This is a genomic window from Desulfosarcina sp. (genome assembly GCF_055467485.1).
On the sequence record NZ_JBUOIV010000003.1, the window covers coordinates 91,521 to 110,317 of the forward strand.

Below are 18,797 nucleotides of genomic sequence, written 5' to 3' on the forward strand. Positions count from 1 at the left end.
GAGAGCCATGGTCACTTTTTCCGCCACACCGCGGTGCAGTCCAGGGCGATGGTCGGGTAGTTCTCCCACCATCCCATGACGTCGGCTTTCATGACCGGCAGGCTGGGCGCGGAAAAGAGAAATCCGTTGACCGCATCATCGGCGATGATCTCCTGACAGCGGCCGAACCATTTTGCCTTGGCGGCTTCGTCCGGGGCTTTGAGGGCATTGGCATAGGCATCCCGGAATTCCTGGGAGTCATACTGGAAGTAGTAATCCGGTTTGGCGTAGATGCCGATGTCCCATGCCTCCACGTGACCGATCATGGTCAGCTGGTATTCTTTTTTCTTGAAAATCCGATCGATCCACTGACCCCATTCCACGATTTCGATGGTCAGATCGATGCCTACCTTGGACAGCATGTCGGCAATCACCTCGCCGGCCCGTCTGGAGTAGGAGTAGATGGCAGGGAGCTTGATGGTAGCCGTAAAACCGTCGGGATAGCCGGCTTCCTTCAACAGGGCCCTGGCTTTTTCAGGATCGTACGGATATCGCCCGGTTAAATCCTCGTAGTATGGGGTCGAGGGCGACCAATGGGAGCCGATGGGGGTGCCGTAGCCGAACATGACCAGATCCACGACGGCCTGGCGATCGATGGTGTGGGCCATAGCCTGGCGGACCATCCGATTGTCAAAAGGGGCGGCCTTGTTGTTGGTGGACATGATCACCTCGCCAGTGGTGGTGCCGGCATAGACCTTGAAGCGCGGGTCCTTTTCCAGCATCATGGCCGACTCGGGCGCGGCGATATAGCCAATCACGTCGATGTCACCCGCCTTGAGCGCGGCGATCTGGGCGGCCGGATCGCTGATGAAACGGAAGACCACCTTGTCCAGATAAGGCAAGAAGGGGTTCCAGTAGCCGTCGAAGCGGGCCATTTCCACCCGATCCCCCCTGACCCATTTGACGAATTTGAAGGGGCCCGTGCCAATGGGGTTGGACTTGGCATCCGCATCGCCCTTCATGGGCCGCATGACCGCATCGCCTTCGGCCATGTGGGCAATGAACAAGGCGTCCACGGCGTTGAGCCGGATAACCAAGGTGTGGCTGTCCGGTGTATCGACGGTCGCGATGCCGTTGAAGTATTCGGGGTGGGGGTTGCCCTTTTCTGGGAGGGCGGCCTGTTCCAGGTTCCATTTGGCCACTGCCGCATCAAAGGGATCCCCGTTGTGAAACGTCACCCCTTTTCTCAGGTTGAACGTGTAGACCAGACCGTCGGCCGAGATGCTCCATCCATTGGCCAGGCCGGGGAGAAACCCGCCACTGCTGTCTACCTTGACCAGCCCTTCGTAGATGTTGGCGTAGACGACCCGGTCGATGGCCGCAGCGGTATTGGTCGTGGGGTCCAGCCCCGGCGGTTCAGCCGGTTGGCAGACGGTCAACGTACCGCCCTTGATCGGTGCCTGTGAAAAAGCGGCGGTGACGACAACCAAGGAGAGGCTCAGGAAAAGGGAACACCAGGCGTTTTTCATCTTTTCTCCTTTCAGTGATGATCGGGTGGAGAACTGCTTTTTCAATTACGAATGCTTGAGGTCACGGTAGGCCGTCAGACCGTAAGCGCTTGTTGCATCGAGAATCCCCCGAATAATAGCCCGCGCCAGGCAGTCGGCAGCGGCATGGCCCATTTCGTTGATGGCAGGGGCGACCGGTGCCGAAAAAAAACCGGCGGCCTCCGGCAGCGGACGCTTACCGGTGGCGAGGCAAAATACGATGTCCCCGTCGAACATGGTATGGGCGGGTCGGATGGCCCGCGCCATGCCGTCATGGGCCATCATGGCGATCTTCTTTGCCTGGGGTTTGGTGAGGACCGCATCGGTGGCCACAACGGCCAAGGTGGTGTTCTCGCCCGGCGCACCGTCGGGTGCCGCTGGCAGCACCACCTGCGGGCGGAGAAGCCCGGCAAACTCTTTCCCGGTCTCAAGGCGGGCCTCCCAGAACGTTCCCGTTTCCGGATCAAGGGTCGACCCCAGAGAGTTGACCGCTACCAGCGCAGCTATCGTAATGCCCGTGTCCAGAATCAGGCTGGCGCTGCCCACCCCCCCCTTGATGCCGCCGGCCATGGCGCCCGTCCCGGCACCCACACAACCCGTTTTTACGGGTCCCGGGCCGGCTGACCGGCACGCCCGTTCGCCCCAACTGCTGTCCACCGACGGTCTGAAATCAGGCCCGCGTCCCAGATCGAAGAGTACGGCCGCCGGCACGATGGGGGCCACGTGGGCGTCATCCAGCGGGAAGCCGATCGCCCTGGATTCCAGATGCCTTACCACACCGTCCGCCGCGGCCAAACCGTAAACCGATCCGCCCGATAGACTGACCGCGTGAACTTTCTCCACCAGGTTTTCAGGGGCCAGCAGGTCGGTTTCACGGGTACCCGGCGCCGCTCCCCGAACATCGACGCCGCCCACCGCCCCATCGCTGCAAATTACCACGGTCGTTCCGGAGGCTGCCGCCGTGTCGGTATAATGTCCCACCCAAACTCCGGGAACATCGGTCAATCCGTTGGTTTTTCCTGGTCGATGCATGGTGTTTTTAAGATCGATTGGCGTGGTGTAAAGAACGGTCTCCGGCCGGGTGCCGCGATAGCCGCCCATACCCCGGTGTATAGCATTTACGGGGGCGTATGGCTACTGCGGATCGAGGAATTCGGACTCGAAAAGATCATCGGCCTGGGTGTCGATGATGCGGGAAAGGGCCAGGTATCGTTCCATGAGGGTGCGGGCATAAGGGGTGAGGGTGGAGCCGCCGCCGGCACTGCCTCCCTGGCTTTTCACCAGCAGGGGCTTGCCCAAGGCCTCTTCGGTCACCTTGATTTTGCCCCAGACCGCGCGATAGCTCATTTTGAGGTCCTTGGCCGCCGCGTTGAGGGACCCGCATTTTTCAATGGCCGTTAATATTCGCATGCGACCCAGGCCGAAAATGATCCGTCCCTGGCGATCTTCCAGCCAAACCTTTGATTTAACAGAGACTTTTTTGGTTTTAGCGGACATTTTACATCCTGTCGTCCGGACACGAGCAACGATTGACCCAGGGAGGATAACAGGCGGGAGAACCGGCAGCAAGGGAAAAGTTGATTTCTTTGACAGCACACCGGAACACCTCTCCACTTGTCGTCAACGGTGGCGCTAATGCTTGAAATCGCCCTTGTGGCAACGATGAAACCGGTTACATGTCGAAGACGATTCCCTGGGCCAGGGGCAGGCTGCGGCCGTAGTTAATGGTAGTGGTCTGCCGGCGCATATATCCCTTCCAGGCGTCGGATCCGGACTCCCGGCCGCCGCCGGTCTCTTTCTCGCCGCCGAACGCGCCGCCGATTTCTGCACCTGAGGTACCGATGTTGACGTTGGCAATGCCGCAGTCCGACCCGGCGGCTGAGAGAAACGTCTCGGCCTCGCGTAAATCGGTGGTGAAGATGGCCGACGAAAGTCCCTGGGGAACATCGTTCTGGATGTCGATGGCACTGGAGATATCTCCCCGGTAGCGGATCAGGTAGAGTATGGGTGCAAACGTTTCGTCCTGAACGATGGCGTAGTCGTTTTCCACCTCGCACAGCGTGGGTTGGACGTAGCAACCCGACGCATACGCGGGGCCTTCGAGCACCTGGCCGCCAAAAAGGATCTTTCCTCCCTGGGCGGCTACCTGCGCCAGTGCATGGCGGTAGTCTGCTACGGCTGCGGTGTCGATGAGCGGCCCCATATGGTTGGCCGAATCCAAAGGCGTGCCGATACGCAGGCTTTCGTAGGATTTGGTCAGGGCCGTGACGACCTGGTCGTATATGGATTCGTGGATGATTACCCGCCGGGTGGATGTGCATCGCTGGCCGGCGGTGCCGACGGCGCCGAAGACGATGGCTGTGACGGCCATGGCCATATCGGCCGCAGGGGTAAGGATGATGGCGTTGTTTCCTCCCAGTTCCAGGATTGTCCGTCCGAAGCGGCCGGCCACAACCTGGGCGGCATGGCGGCCGACCCGGGTGGAGCCGGTGACCGACACCAGCGGCACCCGTTCGTCTTCGAGGAGGCGCTGGCCCACCGTGCCGCCGCTACCCACCACCAGCGAGAAGAGCCCTTCAGGGACCACGTCTGCATCGTCCCGCAGCACGTCGGCCAGCACATGTTGCACGGCGACAGCCGACAGCGGCGCCTTGGACGACGGCTTCCAGAGGCTGGCATCGCCGCATACGGCAGCCAGCATGGCGTTCCAGGACCAAACGGCCACCGGGAAGTTGAACGCGCTGACGATACCCACCACACCCAGGGGGTGGTATTGGTCGTACATGCGGTGTTCCGGCCGTTCCGAATGCATGGTGTAACCATAGAGCTGCCGGCTCTGGCCCACGGCAAAATCGCAAATGTCGATCATCTCCTGGACTTCGCCCAGTCCTTCCTGGAGGGACTTTCCCATCTCATAGGAGACCAGGGTCCCCAGTGGTTCCTTGTAAATCCTGAGCTGATGGCCGATCCGGCGGACGACCTCTCCTCGCCTGGGTGCCGGCACCTGCCGCCACTTCAAGAACGCTTGGTGGGCGGTGTGGGCTACCTGCTCGTAATCGGCCTCCGTGGCTGTGGAGACCGTGGCGATCACCCTGCCGTCCACCGGGGAGACCCCCTCGATCGCCGGCCCGTCTCCGCCTCCCAGCCAATCCAGGCCGGTAGACACGCCACAGTTTTCTTTTTCAATACCCAGCGTCTTTAGGAACTCCATGATTTTATATCCTTATGGGGGGTTATGGTGTTAGCCCAGACTGGGTTTCAGGCCCTCTCAACTTATTCCGCACCCATGAACGGGTAGCGGTAATCGGTGGCAGGCAGGAAATTCTCCTTGATGGTTCGCGGGCTGACCCAGCGATAAAGATTGAGAATACTTCCTGCCTTGTCGTTGGTGCCCGACATTCTCCCGCCGCCGAAGGGTTGGCGTCCCACCACGGCACCGGTGGGTTTGTCATTGATGTAGAAGTTGCCGGCCGCATTGACCAGCCGGAGCCTGGCTGCCGCCACCGCTGCGCGATCCCGGGCCATAATGGCGCCGGTAAGCGCGTAAGGCGAGGTGTGGTCGCACAGGTCCAGGGTCGCCTCGAAGTCCTCGTCGGCGTAGACATATACCGTCAGCACAGGCCCGAAGATTTCTTCCTTCATGGTCTTAAAATGGGGGTCGGAAGTGAGGATCACCGTCGGGTCGATGAAATAGCCGGTACGGCTGTCATAGTCACCACCGGCGATAATTTCTGCCGCCTCGTGCCCCTTGGCATACTCGATATATCCGGTGATCGCGTCGAATGCGGCCCGGTCGATAACGGCATTGACAAAATTGGAGAAGTCCTCCGGCGTTCCCACCTTGATGGTGCTCATGGCGTCCGTCAGCTTCCCTTTCAGGATCGTCCAGAGTGATTCGGGCAGATAGGCTCGGGAGACGGCCGAGCATTTCTGCCCCTGGTATTCAAAGGCGCCCCGAATCAGGGCGGTGACCACGGCATCCGGATCGGCACTGGAATGGGCGAAGATAAAATCTTTCCCACCGGTTTCGCCGACGATGCGCGGGTAGGTGCGGTAGCGGCTCAGGTTGTCGGCGACGGTTTTCCACATGCCCTGGAATACCGATGTGGAGCCGGTAAAGTGAATGCCGGCCAAATCCGGGCTGGCCAGAACAGGATTGCCCACCTGGGCACCGGCCCCCGGAATGAAGTTGATCACTCCCGGTGGCAGCCCGGCTTCCATGAACGTCTGCATGAGCATCCAGGCGGAATAGACGGCTGAGGATGCCGGTTTCCACAACACGGTGTTGCCCAGCATGGCCGGTGCCGACGGCAAATTACCGCCGATAGCGGTAAAGTTGAAGGGAGTGACGGCAAAAACGAAGCCTTCCAGGGGGCGGTATTCCAGGTGATTCCATTCGGCCGGACCGGACTGGGGCTGCTGCCGGTAGATCTGGGTGGCGTAGAAGGCGTTGAAACGGAGAAAGTCGATGATTTCACATGCAGAATCAATTTCCGCCTGATAAATGTTCTTGCCTTGGCCGAGCATGGTGGCGGCGTTGAGGAGCATGCGCCGGGGGCCGGCGATGAGATCGGCCGCACGGGAGAAGATGGCCAACCGGTCATCCCAGTCCATGGCGGCCCATTTTTCGGCGGCCGATGCGGCCGCTTGGATGGCCATTGACACCTCTTTCTCACCGGCCTGGTGAAAAACGGCCAGACGGTGACCATGGTCGTGGGGGACGGAGCATCGACCGAGGTCACCGGTTTTTACGGGCTTGCCGCCGATGATCAGCGGAATTTCCATCTCCGTGTTCCTGAGCCGCTGCAATTCGCTTTTAATGCGGATGCGTTCATCGCTGCCGGGCCGGTATTCGAGAACCGGTTCGTTGGCAGGTGGGTCTATGGAGAAAATTGCATTGGGCATGCCTACCTCCCCTTTCATCAACATTCTGTGCTTTCCGGCGGCCAGGATCAGCATATATGCGCCGCATGGACAAATCCGAACGGCTGCCGGCAATCTGCTTGGCCACGGGTTTGCGACGGCATCGCAGGGTTCTTGCGTTTCCGGTCTGTCGGATACCAGCGGACAACCCGCTAACATAGGATTATGTTTGTGTGAACGAAGGCATAACGCAACATCCTGCAACAGAATCCAATAATCGTCATCAGGGTAAGGTAACTCAAAAGACCACACATGCAAGGACGGGATGGAGCGATGCACACAAAAAAGCAGGGAAAGCCGCTATTTAAGCAGCCATCCCTGCTTTTCTTCTTTGATTCGATAATCCCGCACCCGGTCGGGGCCCTTGCCCGGGTGCGGGTGACTGCCTTCACTCAGCAACCCCGATGTATTTTGTTCTCGAGGCTGCGCGTTGTACCTGGAAACCTTATTCCGTTACCTCCTCCATGGAAACCACATTGATTACTTTCATATTTTCCTTTTCAGCGACGGTTCCGGTCACCTTCACTTTTTTGCCGACCATGTCGGTCGCCATGTCGTTGCCTTCGAGAACGTAGCTGCCGTCAGCCGCGTCGAGCACGATGACGTCGCCCTTTTCCGCAATGGTGCCGGTGATGCTGTCTTCCGCCAAGGCCAGGCCGGCAGTGGCCACGACCATGAACAAGGCGGCAACCATACCAGTAACAATCTTTTTCTTGAATGCTTTCATTGCTACTCCCTCCCTCCATTGTTTTCGGTTGACCCCTCTTTTGCCCAGTGGAGGCGAGCCTGCCTCCCTTCGTCAACACACCCCATGCTGAATCGTCAGCATCTCGGAACCGACCGACGGTGTGTTGTTTTCCATATTGATCAGCAATGGGTGTGCCAACCAAATAACTATACGTTTTTATACAGTGTGTTGAACTTTTAAATTAACCCGCGGGGCCCCAATCCGTTTCGTATTTTGCACCCGGAAGCCCAAAATTGCGCAGGAAAAGGGTGTCTGTGGCATGCTGATCCCGCATGGGCACGAATTGTGAATGGTCAGCATGGAACAAAGACATCGGCCCCGTTCATGCCGGTGAAGCGTGATTAATGAATCAGAAAAAAATGCCGATAGCGGATCCATGGAACGACTAAACACAGGATTGGTGGAAAACAAAGGCATGACCCGGCGCCAGGTAATGCGTCTGGGCGTCATGGGGCTGGCCGGCTGGATGTTGTCTCCGGTCCGGGCGGCTTCTGCAGCCCTTCCGGAAGACCTTGAGTTGGTCTCGGCCATCCCGCATATGGTGGAACGGGAAGGCCCGATGCTGGTATTCCGGGACTTCATTGCCGACCCGGACATCGAAGTCGAGCAGCACATCCGACTTCAGATAGGCCAGCACAAGGATATGTTGGACCTTCTCAGAAAAAAAATTGGGTTTGAAAAAAAGCTGAGACTGTCGGTGGAAGATATTCAGGTCCGCCTGATGTTCGTTCCCCAGCTGCAAAAAGATCATGCGGATGCATACCATCGCTATTGCCAGGACGTCACCGGGTATCTCTTCGAGACGAACCAGATGGACAATTGTTATGCGGCCATCACCAGTCCGAATGAAAGTTATCCGCCTCTGTCGCAGGACGGAATATCCGCCTTCCTGGTTCATCGCCTGGCAAAAGACTATCGGGCTGTCTGCCGATTTACCGCAGAATCGGGCCGCAGCGTGAAGTACAGGGCATCCGGTGCCATATTCTCCAACTATCTGGGAGCAGTGGACCTGGAGATTCAATCGATCGCCCCCGGGCAGTTCGGATTGTCGCGAAAAGCCTTCACGATTTGGCAAAACAACACCGAGAATTTATATACCCTCATGTCGATACCGGTTGAAGAGACCCTGCATTTTCAGCTGGGAAAGGCAACGGACCGTGAAATTGAGGCTTCCATGAAGAACCATCCGCCGGAGAACCTGGCCGCCGCGCAACGCCTGGCGGAAGAGTGGATGGCTGTGGAAGAGTCGGTGGTGGGCGGATTGGTGAATCGCCTGCTGGAAAGTTATTGCACCCTGCACCAGATGACGATGCCGGCTGCCCGAAACGGTGACTCGGGGGGGAGCTCGCCAGCCCTTCATCAGTACCGATACCGGGACCGGGGTATTCGACTGGTAAAGCGCCTTGGATTCCAAGAGGCCTTAGGGCTTTATATGGCAAGCCCCGCCACTTTCAGGACCCAGCTGTTTCAACAGCTGGATGCATGATTCAGCCGCACAAGGCAGGTGCGGCCGTTCATCGTTTAACGACAGCTAAAACCACTTTGAGGGGATGTCGCCTCCTGCATCCGGATTGACCATGAGAAGATAGCATCCTTCACACAGAAGCTGGTTCTCATCCACCGCCAATCCTCTTCCCTTGTTTATGAAACCTCCGCATTGGCTGCAGCGGCCAGGAAAAATCGGCTTTTCGCCTGCGTTCAATCGCTCCTTGTCGGTAAATCCGTCCATGATGATCCTCCTGCACTATGCGGTTTGGCAAATGCTGGTACAATGCCGGCCAGCGGTAGTTCTATACGGCATCGGTTGGATGGCATACTGACGGCCAAAAGTGCCCATGCAGTGGAAACAGGTGCAAGGCGATGCCGCTGCAGAATCATCCAGAAATTACCACAGCAAAATCAAGGCCGAAAGGTAAAATGGCTTTGAATAATAAAATAACATAATTTATTTAAACAGTTAAATTATTTGCCGATGAAGATGTCAATCGACTAAATGTTACATGATTGAAATATCAATGGTATTTTTAGTACATTTTTGTATGGACTGGTGGGCGGTGGAGGCGGGCCATGTTGGGTTGGCGGGCAGATAGCGCAGGACTGCAAAACGAAACCGCCGGCACCTTCAGTCCTGGTGAACCCGGCGGCAGCCTCGCAGGAAAGCAGCTGATTCATTTTGACATTTCTATCCGCAAAAATTAATCTGCGACGATACCTGTCCAGCTGCCTGTTTGGGTAGAACGGGGTCTTTCCGATTTTTACAGGTTTCGGTGCCATGAGCAACATCGCCATCGTTCTGGTTATTCTGTCTGCAGCCATGCATGCCGGACGCAACTACCTTACCAAAAAGGCCACCGATAAGCAGGCCTTCGTATGGTGGTATGAAGGGGTGGGGCTGTTGCTGTTCACGCCGCTGTTTCTCCTTTTTTTTCCCACTGCATCCATGGCCTCAATCCATGTCTGGGGTTTCATTATAGCATCCGGGCTGCTTCACTTCATTTACTGGGTGCTTCTTGCCAAGGCCCTCGAGACCGGTGATCTTTCTTTGGTTTACCCCATCATGCGGTCCTCGCCTGCCCTGGTTCTGCTGTTCTCCATTTTTGTCCTGAACGAAGCGGTCAGTCCAGGCGGCGTTACCGGTATCCTGCTGGTGGCACTAGGCAGCTACACGATCAACATGCAGCGGCTGAGCGTGGACGAACTGGTTCGTCCGTTGCGGGCTATATCCCATGATCGGGCTATTCAGTTCGCTTTTCTGACGCTCGTGTCGGTGGCCGCCTATTCTATTGTGGACAAGGTCGCCGTCGGCCTGATTCATCCGGTGGTATTCGCTTATGTGTATCCATGGTTCAGCATGCTGCTGTTTTCCGGCTACATCAGAAAATGCAAAACAAAGGGCGAAATCAAAAACGAATGGAAGGCGAATCGAACTCCCATCCTGGCCTGCGGATTTCTCTCCATCTTCGGCTATTTTCTGATTCTGGTGGCGTTCACCCTTGAGCGGGTGAGTTATGTCGTGGGGCTCAGACAGCTGAGTATTGTCTTTGCGGTCTTGCTTGGCGGGTATGCATTAAAGGAAAAGCATCAACGGATTCGATTCACTTCCGCATCGGTCATCTTTGCCGGTACGTTTCTCATCGCCTTTGGATAGCTTCGCTTCAAAAAAAGATCGCCCTGGCAAAATGACAGCCAGGGCGATCTTTTTTGCACCCATTTCGTATCGGGTGGGTTACCCGAATCTTCTGTTGGAATGCACCATCGTCAATCGCTTAAAAATATCGGGCGCCCAAATCAACATCGACGGGTTGCGCTCTGGCAAAAGCCAGTTTCTCCCTGAATTTATCCCAGGCCGATTGGCTCTGGGCGGATACTTCAGGAGACCTGGTCGACAACGATATCAGCGAACTGGCCACCAGCAGAATACTGCACAACAGGTAGGCGGTTTGCGGGGTGCCGGTACTGGCTACGATCATCTGCGAAACGCGGGGAAAGATAAAGCCACCGATGCCCCAGGCAGAGAAGAGCAGGCCATAGTTGATACCAAAATTTTTCAGGCCAAAATAATCTTTGGTGGCCGACGGGAACAAGGAGAGATTGGTGCCGTAATTGAATCCGATCATGGTGGCAGCGGCCGCCAGGAGTATGGCTTCCGATTGGCCGATGAACAGCAGGGAAAAGATGACCATGGCTTGCAAGCTCATCATGATTAACAAGGTCCTGGGACGGCCGATCTTGTCAGAAACCACGCCGGCCACAACGCGTCCACCGGCATTGCCAATTGCCATCAGGGCCACCACGATCCAGGCCAGATCGCCCATGCTTTGTTTGGCCATACCGGCAACACTGCCGATAATGATCAGCGCTGCGCCGGCACCGATAAAATACATGAACCACAATTTGTAAAAGGCACCGGTTTTGAGCATGTCCATGGGGGAATAATTCACTGGTGGCGCGAATGGCGCATCAGCGACCTTCTTTGTGGGTGCCGCATCTGTTGGCACAAACCCCTCGGGAGGATTTTTCAAGAACATGGCCAAGGTACATACAACGGCCATAAAGGCGACACCGAATATAAGCATCGACTGGCTGAGACCGAATTTGGCAATCATAAAATTGGCCAACGGCGCAATGTAAACCGAAGCCAGCCCGAACCCGGCAACCACGATGCCGGCAATCATTCCCGTTTTGGAAGCCGGGAACCATTTGATCGCTGGTGGTGTGGCCGATGCATACCCAAAACCCAACCCCAGGCCGGTGAGAACGCCAAAGCCCAGAATCCAGGCAAACAGGGCATTGGACTGGGAGATGACGATGAGCCCGGCACCGGTGAGGATACCGCCGATGACAGCCGTCACACGCGGACTGAGCTTGTCCTGGATGCGGCCGGCAAAGACCATGGCCACGGTGAACATCAGGCAACAAACGGCATAGGGGTCGTTGAGTGAGGCCATATCCCAGTCGAACACCCCGTCTTTGGCGATCACCGACTCCTTGATGGCCTGCTTGAATATGCTCCAGGTGTAAAGGATACCCAGTGCCAGGTTGATCCCCAACCCGGCCATGGTCACGCTCCAGCCTCTGTTCTTAATCGCTTTCATGGCTTTCTCCGTATAAAAGTGAATTGAATCTCAACCAATCGTTGTCGGATTGTCGGCAGTCACAGGGATCCACCGGTGGTGGACGCCAGGTTCAGTTGTTCCATCAGCCGGATCAACCGCTCCGTTTCTTCTCGGATGATATTCAAACAGTGGGTTCGATCGCAGGCATTCAACCCGGGATAGTCCACCAGCAACTCGGACAGGGACCGGACCGACGCCAGTGAATTGACAAACGCATGGCTGACCGTCTCGGTTTTAGAAAGCATCATTGTTGCTTGGGAAATCATATGACCCGTCTATCCATCTTTGATCGGTGTGTTAATGAACCCTATTCATTGAATTTTTTGAATGAATTGAATGCGCTTCATCTTATACCTTAACAAGAGCCGTGCCATCGGCAAAAAAATTTACAACGATATGAAATTTATAGAGATTTTATAATACTTAGGACTGGGCGGGAAGGAAGAATCAACAACTTTGGTTGTAGGTTGGGGAATCCATAGTGGGAATAATTAGGTGCTATCCCTGTGTTAACGGTGGAAAGTGGGAGTTGGATGGCCATGTACAACAAAAATTGTATCTACAACAAAAGTTGTGGAAAGATTAGGGACAGCGCTGTTGTTTTTTCAGGCGCTTACTCAACGCCTGCTGGGATATGCCCAGAATTTTTGCCGCAAGGGACTGATTGCCCCCAGTGCGACGCATAGCCTCTTCGATTAGAATCCGGGTGGCGTGCTTGATCGTCGGCAGCTTGTGGGAAAACGTGATCGGCGGGTCGGCGTCGCTGGCCGGTGACGCCGGTAATGCGCCAGAAGAAGATTCTCCGCGGGAGATATGTGATTTGAACGTGTCAAGAGAAAGAACGCCGGAGCGATGACGACTCACGGCGTCGAAAACCATCGATTCCAATTCCCTTACATTGCCGGGGTAGGCATAACTCGACAACAGCGCTTCAAGTTCACGCGGCACTGGCGGTGTGGACTTGTTCAGCCGGGATGCGGCGTCTGCCAGAAAATGGTCCAGCAGTTGGGGAATGTCATCCAGCCGCTCTCTGAGGGGCGGGATGTAGATTCGATGGGTCTGCAGGCGATAGCTGAGATCTTTTCGAAAACGCCCCTGACTGAGAAGCGCGGACAGGCGATGGTTGGTGGCCGCGACGATGCGCGCTTTGGCCGACCGGGGTACATCGGCGCCCAAGGGAAAATACTCACCCTCTTGCAATAGTCTCAACAGCTTTACCTGAGATACCGGGGTTAGGTCGCCGATCTCATCCAGAAAGAGGGTTCCGCCCTCAGCCTGTTCGATCAATCCGCCGCGAGGGGTGTCCGCTCCGGTATAGGCGCCCTTCACATGGCCGAACAGGGTGTCCGAAAACACGGTGTCGTCCAGGCCGGCTGCATTGACCGCCACAAAACCACCCTTGAGGCCGCTCAGGCAATGGATGGCCCGGGCGATCAGCTCCTTGCCGACCCCGGTTTCTCCCTGTACGAGAACCGGCTGCGACGTGGTGGCGATGGACTCCACATACTGGAAAAGGAGTATCATCTTGCGGTTCCTGGTAATGATGCGGCCGAAGGCTTCAGGATTTTCCAGGTCGGTTCGCAACATGTGCCGGCGAAGCGATTGGTTCTCCCGCTTGAGCTCCTGATACGAGACGGCCCGGTTGACGGCTGTAACCAAACGATCCGCCTCTACCGGCTTGACGATGTATTCGAAGGCCCCTGCCTTGATGCAGCGCACGGCGGTTTCCACATCCACGGCACCCGTGACGATGATCACGGGCACATCCGGGTACTCCAGGCGCACATCGTCAAGCAGCCGGTGGCCGTCCACGTTGGGCATGTTAAGGTCGAGCAGCATGAGTTCGACCGGGTTTTCGGCCAGCATGTCCATCACCCGGCGGCTGTCCTGGCAGGTGATCGTGTTGTTCAGCCCGGCCATCTGGAGGGTCGTGTCGATGGCCAGCAAGATGGATGCTTCATCATCAACGATCATGATGGGCCGTAGCGGATGTAGGGGGGTATTCATGCTATGACACCCTATCTTCTCGTTGACGGGGGCCATGCGAAAGAGGAAAGGTCACCTGCACGGTGGTTCCCTTGCCCGGCGTCGATTCAAATTTCATCCTGCCGCCATGATCCTTGACGATGCGATCGGAAATCGCCAGGCCAAGACCGGTGCCGCCGTGTTCCCGCTTCGTGGTGAAAAAAGGGTCGGTGATTCGTTTTTGTACGGCTGCATCGATGCCCTCGCCTTCATCCTTCACTTCCAATACGATCTGTTGCCTTTCCGATTGAAACGTGGTGGTCACGGTAACCGATCGATCAAGGTCTGCCAGGGCCTGACAGGCGTTAACGATTAGGTTGATCGCCACCTGTTCGATACGCTGGGCGTTTCCCGGGAAGGTTGGCAGCGCAGGATGGCAGGTCAGCGTGAAGTGCCGGGTGGATTTTTTGATCAGGTTGGCGGTCAGGCCGATGGCCTTGTTGACCACCTGGTTCAGATCCACATCATCCTTCATCTCTGAGGGGTTGTCCCGGGCAAAGTCTTTCAGGTCCGCCACGATGTCCCGGACCCGCCGGGCATCGTCGGTAATGCCGGACAGCATCTGGGGCACGCGATCGCGAACCCGGCTATAGACCGTTGCTCCCACCGGGAAATCCCCGTGCTGTGCCAGGTGGCGATCGAGGATGGGCAGCACGGCCTCCCACATGCGGGTCAGGTTGGGGGCGTTGAGCATGACCGAAGTGATGGGGTTGTTTATCTCATGGGCAACACCGGAGACCAGGGTGCCCAGGGAAACCATCTTGGCGGCCTGAAACAGCTGTTCCTGTTTGAGCGAGGTTTTTTCTTCGGCAAGCTTTTTTTCCCGGGTCACCTTCATTCCATGCCAGACAATATGGATCGAAAGAACAACAATCAGCAATAGGATCCAGACACAGACCAGCGTGGTTTTACGGGTGATAGCGGATATCTGGGCGTGAACGTCCTCCACGTAAATGCCGGTGCCGATGATCCATCCCCACGGGTCAAAGCCCATGACATATGAAATTTTAGGTACGATGCGGCCGGGATCGTCCATCCACTGCCATTGATAATCCACATAACCGGCGTCGTTGGACCTCACGATTTCCACGCATGACAGAAACAGACGCTTGCCCGCCGGATCCGTAAAGTTGGAAATGTCCTTGCCTTCCAGGTCCGGACGATAGGGATGCATGATCATGCGTGGCTGCATGTCGTTGAGCCAGAAATAGTCCTTGAAATGTTGCCCGTAGCGCAAACCCCGGATATGTTCGATCGCCAGAGCCTGGGCCTGTTCGCGGGTCATCACCCCCGTTCGCGCTTGCCGGGCGTAGCCGTCCAGGCTGCTCCAGGCGGATGCCACCAGTTCACGGATGACCTCCCGTTTGCCCTCCATCAGCCGTTCTTCGATCATGGGCAGGATGAACAGGAAGATGGTCATGATGAACAGCATCACCGTCAGCACCACCGGCAGGAAGATGCGGAAGGGAATGCGTCCGATTATCGTTTTGAATGGTGCCGTCATATGACTTTTCGTCGATCCGCTGCCGAAGGGATAAAAACCGGGCGGAAGCGGGCGGTCCGTTCACGCCGAGGTGTTCAGATTACCCCATTGCCAATGAAAATCAATCGTAAACTGGAACGGTTATAGAATAAAAACAGCAGATGAGCGAGCGCCGTGAGTTTGTTTGCAAAAACAGAATACTTGTTACACGAGATTGGTGATGGTATAAATTGATCGCCATTCGAGAACAGCTCAGCCGGAAAAAACAGTCTGACGGTTAAGATGGCCGGCAGTCCTGTCCAGCCCCAAACAGGAGGCCCCGATGAAAAAAAATCCCTACCCGCATCTGTTCAGACCCTTGGACCTTGGCTTTACCACCCTTAAAAACCGGGTGATCATGGGGTCGATGCACACCGGCCTGGAGGAAGCCCCGGACGGGTTTGATCGGCTGGCCGCTTATTTTGCCGAACGGGCCATGGGTGACGTGGCACTGATCGTGACGGGCGGCTTTTCGCCCAATCGCGAGGGCTGCGTTGCGGACCACGCCGCGCAGCTGAGCACGGTGGACGAGGCCGATCGCCACCGGGTCGTGACTGCGGCGGTTCACGATAGCGGCGGCAAGATCGCCCTTCAGATCCTGCATACCGGCCGTTACGGCTTTCACAAACAGATAGTGAGCGCCTCACCCCTCCAGGCGCCGATCAACATCTTCAAGCCCAAAGCGCTTACCGAAGACGAAATCCTCCGGCAGATCGAGGATTTTGCAAACTGCGCCGGTCTGGCCCGGCAGGCCGGTTATGACGGGGTGGAGATCATGGGATCGGAAGGCTATTTGATCAACCAGTTTATCGCCCCGGCCACCAACCGGCGCACAGACCGCTGGGGAGGTGGGTATACGAACCGGATCAGGTTTCCCCTGGAGATTGTCCGTCAGGTCCGAAGGCGCGTGGGGCCGGACTTTATCATCATCTACCGGCTGTCCATGCTGGACCTGGTGGCAGGCGGCAGCTCCTGGGATGAAGTGGTTCATCTGGCCCGAGAGGTCGAAGCCGCCGGTGCCACCATCATCAACACGGGTATCGGCTGGCACGAGGCCCGGATACCCACCATCGCCAGCATGGTTCCCCGGGCAGCCTTTACCTGGGTCACCGGCCGGCTGAAGGGTGCGGTGTCCATCCCGCTGGTGACCAGCAACCGGATCAACACACCCGAGATCATCGAGCAGACACTGGCCGCCGGTCATGCGGATCTGATTTCCATGGCCCGTCCTTTTCTGGCGGACCCGGCATTTGTCAAAAAGGCCGGGGAAGGCCGCGCCGATGAAATCAATACCTGTATCGGCTGCAACCAGGCCTGCCTGGACCACATTTTCCAGGGCCAGGTGGCCAGCTGCCTGGTCAACCCCCGAGCCTGCCGGGAAACGGAATTCGTCATTTCGCCGACCCCTTCCCCCAAACGTATCGCTGTGGTGGGTGCCGGGCCGGCCGGCCTCTCCTTTGCCGTCACCGCTGCATCACGGGGTCATCGGGTGACCCTTTTTGACCGTCAGGATCGCATCGGCGGACAGCTGAACCTGTCAGTCCGGATACCCGGTAAAGAGGAGTTTACCGAAACCCTCAGATATTATCGGCGCCAGCTGACGCTGTTGGGCGTCACGGTGAGACTGAACACTCCCGTGGATGGGGATCGCCTGGACGGTGAGTCTTTCGACGCAGTAGTGGTGTCCACCGGTGCCCGGCCGCGCCGGTTGCACATCCCCGGCATCGACCACCCCAAGGTGGTATCCTACATCGATGTCATCATGGGAACGAAACCCGTCGGTGATACCGTAGCCATTATCGGTGCCGGCGGTATCGGCTTCGACACCGCCGTGCTTATCACCCACGTCGGCACATCCACCAGCCTTGACCGCGACCTGTTTTTAAAGGAATGGGGCGTGGATCGGGAGTGTCGGCAGCCGGGGGGGCTTTTGGCGTCACTCCCGGAAACACAGTTCTCGCCCCGGCGCGTCACCATGTTGCAGCGCAAGGCCTCTAAAATGGGTGCCGGGCTGGGAAAGACCACCGGCTGGATTCATCGGGCCACCCTGAAAAAACGCGGTGTAGAGATGATCAGCGGCGTGACCTATGAAAAAATCGATGACGGCGGCCTGCATATCGTCAAGAACGAACGCCGCCAGACGATTCCCGCCGATACGATAATTGTATGTGCAGGCCAGGAGCCCTTGCGGACAGTGGCCGATGAACTGACCGCACGGGGCATGCCTGTGCACCTCATCGGCGGCGCGGACAAGGCCGCCGAATTGGATGCCAAACGGGCCATCGACCAGGGCGCCCGGTTGGCCATGGAGATGTGAAATGAGCCTGCCCGCTGCCGTTCTGGATCACCTCGTGGTAGCCGCCCACACGCTGGAACAAGGCTCGGCGTACGTACAGGAATGTTTAGGGGTCCCCTTGACCGGCGGTGGTAAGCATGTCGCCATGGGCACCCACAACCGGGTGCTCAAGCTGGGCCCGGGCCAGTACCTGGAGGTGATCGCCATCGATCCCCAAGAGCGGCAGCCCGATTTCCCCCGGTGGTTCAATCTCGACGATCCGGGTTTTCAGGCCCGGTTGAAGATCCGGCCGAAGCTGATTGCCTGGGTAGCGCGAACGGACGAGGTCGATGCGTTGGCAGAAGCGATCTTTGGGAAGCGTGCACGCGTGCGGCCCATGCAGCGGGATGCACTGCGATGGCGGTTTGCCTTCACCGACGACGGATCCCTTCCGGGCGGCGGCCTGATCCCCCATTTAATCCAGTGGGACAGCCGCATCCATCCCGCACAAAAAATGCAAGACAAGGGCTGTAGCCTGTTGCGTCTCGATGGTTTCCACGTCAACGTTGAATCGGTTCAGCAAGTGGTTTCTTCCATGGGTTTAGGTGATTTCATTACGTTCCATCCCGTGTCGAAGCCGCGCCCGCACGGACTGGTTGCGCGGATAAAAACACCCGCCGGGGTGGTGGTGTTGGACTGACGAAAACCCATACGGCAAAAAAGGGGGCAACGCATGTCCGCCAATAACCGAGGAAAAGGTCCGGACAAACTCTCTCAAGTGGTGGCTGACGCCCGCCGCCACATGAAGGATCGTGAAAAGACCTACCGCGAGAAGGCCTTGAAGATGTATCCGCATGTCTGCGGCCGTTGTGCACGGGAGTTCAGCGGTAAGCAGCTCAGAGAACTCACCGTCCATCACAGGGACCACAACCACGACAACAACCCCCCCGATGGCAGCAACTGGGAGCTTCTCTGTATATACTGTCACGACAATGAACACGGTCGCCTGGAAGTAGCCGAGGCATACGACGGCAGTTCGTCGTCATCGTCGACTGATTCTGATTTCTTCCACAATCCCTTTGCCGCCTTAGCGGGGATGATGAAGGATAAAGACAAAGGCAAATAGGGTAAGGCGTCCGGCAACCGGCTATCATTGGACCAA

General features: G+C 57.1%; 16 protein-coding genes. 5 read left to right on the forward strand and 11 right to left on the reverse strand.

The genetic code is table 11. The features are described 5' to 3' along the window. Nucleotides 1–11 precede the first annotated feature (11 nt). From ACZCED_RS02535 to ACZCED_RS02560, 6 genes are all read right to left on the reverse strand, one after another. Nucleotides 12–1,508, reverse strand: a complete 1,497-nt coding sequence (locus ACZCED_RS02535) for an ABC transporter substrate-binding protein (RefSeq protein ID WP_464860146.1) — start codon at nt 1,506–1,508, stop codon at nt 12–14. 45 nt (nt 1,509–1,553) lie between these two features. Continuing rightward, nucleotides 1,554–2,627 carry a P1 family peptidase gene (locus ACZCED_RS02540; protein ID WP_462971418.1) on the reverse strand — a complete coding sequence of 358 codons (1,074 nt, stop codon included), beginning with the start codon at nt 2,625–2,627 and terminating at the stop codon, nt 1,554–1,556. 33 nt (nt 2,628–2,660) lie between these two features. Further along, complete coding sequence (locus ACZCED_RS02545; RefSeq protein WP_462971419.1) at nt 2,661–3,023, reverse strand: winged helix-turn-helix domain-containing protein; 363 nt, start codon at nt 3,021–3,023, stop codon at nt 2,661–2,663. Nucleotides 3,024–3,198: 175 nt separating this feature from the next. Beyond that, a complete protein-coding gene (gene amaB / locus ACZCED_RS02550; RefSeq protein WP_462971420.1) occupies nt 3,199–4,737 on the reverse strand; it encodes an L-piperidine-6-carboxylate dehydrogenase in 1,539 nt (512 codons plus the stop codon). Nucleotides 4,738–4,799: 62 nt separating this feature from the next. Further along, on the reverse strand, nt 4,800–6,431 hold the full coding sequence (gene pruA, locus ACZCED_RS02555) for an L-glutamate gamma-semialdehyde dehydrogenase (RefSeq protein WP_462971421.1): 1,632 nt from the start codon (nt 6,429–6,431) through the stop codon (nt 4,800–4,802). A gap of 463 nt (nt 6,432–6,894) precedes the next feature. Then, on the reverse strand, nt 6,895–7,176 hold the full coding sequence (locus ACZCED_RS02560) for a DUF5818 domain-containing protein (protein ID WP_462971422.1): 282 nt from the start codon (nt 7,174–7,176) through the stop codon (nt 6,895–6,897). Between the two features lie 397 nt (nt 7,177–7,573). Between ACZCED_RS02560 and ACZCED_RS02565 the strand changes: the two genes are divergently transcribed. Next, on the forward strand, nt 7,574–8,683 hold the full coding sequence (locus tag ACZCED_RS02565; protein ID WP_462971423.1) for a hypothetical protein: 1,110 nt from the start codon (nt 7,574–7,576) through the stop codon (nt 8,681–8,683). Between the two features lie 45 nt (nt 8,684–8,728). Here ACZCED_RS02565 and ACZCED_RS02570 read toward each other — a convergent pair whose 3' ends face one another. Next, nucleotides 8,729–8,926, reverse strand: coding sequence for a hypothetical protein (locus ACZCED_RS02570; RefSeq protein ID WP_462971424.1), 198 nt, complete (start codon nt 8,924–8,926; stop codon nt 8,729–8,731). 543 nt (nt 8,927–9,469) lie between these two features. Between ACZCED_RS02570 and ACZCED_RS02575 the strand changes: the two genes are divergently transcribed. Continuing rightward, entirely contained in the window at nt 9,470–10,345 is an 876-nt protein-coding gene (locus ACZCED_RS02575) for an EamA family transporter (protein WP_462971425.1), read from the forward strand. 118 nt (nt 10,346–10,463) lie between these two features. Here ACZCED_RS02575 and ACZCED_RS02580 read toward each other — a convergent pair whose 3' ends face one another. The 4 genes from ACZCED_RS02580 to ACZCED_RS02595 all read right to left on the reverse strand — a co-directional run bounded on the left by ACZCED_RS02580 (nt 10,464) and on the right by ACZCED_RS02595 (nt 15,342). Next, nucleotides 10,464–11,792, reverse strand: coding sequence for an L-lactate MFS transporter (locus tag ACZCED_RS02580; protein WP_464860147.1), 1,329 nt, complete (start codon nt 11,790–11,792; stop codon nt 10,464–10,466). Nucleotides 11,793–11,851: 59 nt separating this feature from the next. Beyond that, nucleotides 11,852–12,079 carry a histidine kinase dimerization/phospho-acceptor domain-containing protein gene (locus ACZCED_RS02585; RefSeq protein ID WP_464860148.1) on the reverse strand — a complete coding sequence of 76 codons (228 nt, stop codon included), beginning with the start codon at nt 12,077–12,079 and terminating at the stop codon, nt 11,852–11,854. Nucleotides 12,080–12,395: 316 nt separating this feature from the next. After that, nucleotides 12,396–13,820: a sigma-54-dependent transcriptional regulator gene (locus tag ACZCED_RS02590; protein ID WP_464860149.1), complete on the reverse strand. Its 1,425-nt coding sequence runs from the start codon at nt 13,818–13,820 to the stop codon at nt 12,396–12,398. 1 nt (nt 13,821) lies between these two features. Beyond that, a complete protein-coding gene (locus ACZCED_RS02595) occupies nt 13,822–15,342 on the reverse strand; it encodes a cache domain-containing protein (protein WP_464860150.1) in 1,521 nt (506 codons plus the stop codon). A gap of 301 nt (nt 15,343–15,643) precedes the next feature. Here ACZCED_RS02595 and ACZCED_RS02600 point away from each other — a divergent pair, with 301 nt between their 5' ends. Genes ACZCED_RS02600 through ACZCED_RS02610 form a run of 3 tightly spaced genes read left to right on the forward strand, consistent with a single transcriptional unit; the run spans nt 15,644 to nt 18,761 of the window. Then, complete coding sequence (locus tag ACZCED_RS02600) at nt 15,644–17,677, forward strand: NADPH-dependent 2,4-dienoyl-CoA reductase (protein WP_464860151.1); 2,034 nt, start codon at nt 15,644–15,646, stop codon at nt 17,675–17,677. A 1-nt stretch (nt 17,678) separates the two neighbouring features. Beyond that, a complete protein-coding gene (locus ACZCED_RS02605; RefSeq protein WP_464860152.1) occupies nt 17,679–18,335 on the forward strand; it encodes a VOC family protein in 657 nt (218 codons plus the stop codon). A gap of 33 nt (nt 18,336–18,368) precedes the next feature. Continuing rightward, the gene (locus tag ACZCED_RS02610) at nt 18,369–18,761 is read left to right on the forward strand and encodes a YajD family HNH nuclease (RefSeq protein ID WP_462971432.1); all 393 of its coding nucleotides are present in this window, start codon (nt 18,369–18,371) and stop codon (nt 18,759–18,761) included. Nucleotides 18,762–18,797: the final 36 nt, after the last annotated feature.